Raw genomic sequence first — 2,208 nt, forward strand, 5'->3', positions numbered from 1 at the left:
AATAAAAGATAAGTTAATTACTCTATATTTTAACGCAAAAAGCAGTTGATAGCTCCATTTTTTACTGGCAATCAAGATTAAAAAACCAGTTTAAATGTGAATATGTGAGCTATCATATCCATAATAATTTTTTTTGTAAAACAATAATCTTTATACCAATAAAAGATAAGTTAATTACTCTATATTTTAACGCAAAAAGCAGTTGATAGCTCCATTTTTTACTGGCAATCAAGATTAAAAAACCAGTTTAAATGTGCGTTATAGTATGATGCTGAAATTAAAATTTATATAGATTTAATAACCATCAAAAGATACTAAACTAGAATTTTAAATCGATTATTAAATTTATTTTAGATATAAAAAACCTATTGTTTGTTTTGTGTTATAGTATATTGTTCTCTTTGTGATCTTGTAGACAAACGTGTTGTTTTTAAAATTAAAACAGCCTTACTTATTAATCTTATGAAAAATAAGTGTTTTTTTTAGTGTTTAGTGAGTTGATTAGCACGAAAAGCGAGAGAATAAAAAAGATTACATTTACCAAAACTATTATTCTAGGTTGTTTTTTATTTTTAGCATAAAGAAATATGCTTATTTCTAGAAATGGAGTTACGCTACTTTGCTCAAAATGAGATTATTGCAGCTGAAGATTACATTGATAATAGTGATGAACATCACCCTGAGCGTATTGCGTGCCATGCACAAGCGACTTTTTATGATAATTTTACGCAAACAGGTAAACTAATAATAAAACAGGTTGCTGTGAGTGAAAGGCCTATGCCTAAAGATGAAATGCCAATTATTGGAGAAATATCGCCTTATCAGGGATTATATATTGTTATTATGCACGCGACGTGACATTGTCACCTTTGTTATGTGAATTAGCTGCACAAGCACTCATTTACAAAAAAGCGGAACCTCTATTAACGCCTTATCGAGTATCACGATTCAGCTAGAGAACTATTATGGATGCACAACTGTATAAAGAATTTAAAATAGTAGAAAAAGCCTTTTGGTCAGAAATTTGTGAAAATAATATTCGTATTGGTGATCATACTCACTGCTTTATGACACCAATGGATGCTGCCATTTTTAACTTTATTTATTTGCGCCAAGGTGCAACAGAAAGCTCATTCCAGCAAGCCAGCACCCTTTTTACTTCGCAGAAAAAAAAATCATATTTTGGTATTACCAGAGTCCTTATTGCCTGAATTCGAAGAAATAATCAAAAACGCAGGTTATACCGGTGATGGTATGACAACGGCCATGTATTTAACGCTATCAGACGCGGTTTATCCTGCTTATCGCAATAATCCTTGTGATATTATTCTTACCAATCATAACCTCGCACAATGGGCTCATCCGTTAAAAACAGCTTTCCCTGTGGGTGATGATAGTGAAGATACCATTATTAATGAATATATTCGTTATCACCAAAAAGCATTGGATAATGGGGCAACCATTTTCCATTATGCGTTATTAGTTGAAGGTCAACCCGTCTCGTCATTAACGCTAACAATACATGATAAGTTAGCGCGTTTTGATGATATAGGGACAGATATTGCCTATCAAGGCAATGGTTATGCGACACATTTAATTAAACATGTTTTAGAGTTTTGCCGTGAACAAGGCGTTGAGCGTTGTTTCTTAGATGCATCAGCAGATGGTTTAGCGCTATACCGTAAATTTGGTTTTAAATCGCTCTTTAACTATCTCAGCTTTATTAAAGAGTAAAAGCATAATATGAATAGGCTCAATCATGTCTGTTGAGCTTATTTTTCAAATAGTCATAAAGGTAAGCCTTTTCTCGGCATCTCGTTTATCTTTATCGCTAATTTGCCTTATTACACGACAAGGATTTCCAACAGCAACGCAATTAGCGGGAATGGATTTTGTTACTACACTGCCCGCCCCTATAACGCAATTATCACCAATAGTTACACCAGGTAAAATAATGCACCCTGCACCTAACCATACTGAATGACCAATAGTAATAGGTAATGCATATTCCAGTTCATCGTTACGTATTTCAGGATCAATAGGATGAGTTGCCGTTAAAATACTGACATTAGGCGCACACATCACATTGTGTCCAATTTTCACGGGTGCACAATCTAATATTGTTAAATTAAAATTAGCGTAAAATGCTTCACCAATTTCAATTAACTGACCATAGTCACAATGAAATGGCGGTTCAAATAGTGAAAT

At 33.3% G+C, this 2,208-nt stretch carries 4 protein-coding genes; 3 read left to right on the forward strand and 1 reads right to left on the reverse strand.

Features of this window, described 5'->3' with window-relative positions; translation table 11 throughout:
* Window positions 1-603: 603 nt before the first annotated feature.
* The 3 genes from BHE89_RS15180 (at window position 604) to BHE89_RS15185 (ending at window position 1,734) form a co-directional block, all read left to right on the forward strand.
* A complete protein-coding gene (locus BHE89_RS15180; RefSeq protein ID WP_069367162.1) occupies window positions 604-858 on the forward strand; it encodes a hypothetical protein in 255 nt (84 codons plus the stop codon).
* Window positions 859-965: 107 nt separating this feature from the next.
* Complete coding sequence (locus BHE89_RS26000) at window positions 966-1,211, forward strand: hypothetical protein (protein WP_286146192.1); 246 nt, start codon at window positions 966-968, stop codon at window positions 1,209-1,211.
* Window positions 1,204-1,734, forward strand: a complete 531-nt coding sequence (locus BHE89_RS15185) for a GNAT family N-acetyltransferase (protein WP_286146193.1) — start codon at window positions 1,204-1,206, stop codon at window positions 1,732-1,734. Before BHE89_RS26000 ends, BHE89_RS15185 begins: the two co-directional genes overlap by 8 nt.
* A 45-nt stretch (window positions 1,735-1,779) precedes the next feature.
* Here the strand turns inward: BHE89_RS15185 and BHE89_RS15190 are convergent.
* Window positions 1,780-2,208: sugar O-acetyltransferase (locus BHE89_RS15190; protein ID WP_141008309.1), on the reverse strand; the 429-nt coding region annotated here is incomplete at its 5' end.

The organism is Shigella sp. FC1967 (genome assembly GCF_001743005.1).
Lineage (GTDB): Bacteria > Pseudomonadota > Gammaproteobacteria > Enterobacterales > Enterobacteriaceae > Proteus.

What these genes read in the sequence shown, in the direction of transcription:
- BHE89_RS15180 (WP_069367162.1), top strand. Translation starts at nt 604, where the DNA reads ATGGAGTTACGCTACTTTGCTCAAAATGAGATTATTGCAGCTGAAGAT.
- BHE89_RS26000 (WP_286146192.1), top strand. Translation starts at nt 966, where the DNA reads ATGGATGCACAACTGTATAAAGAATTTAAAATAGTAGAAAAAGCCTTT.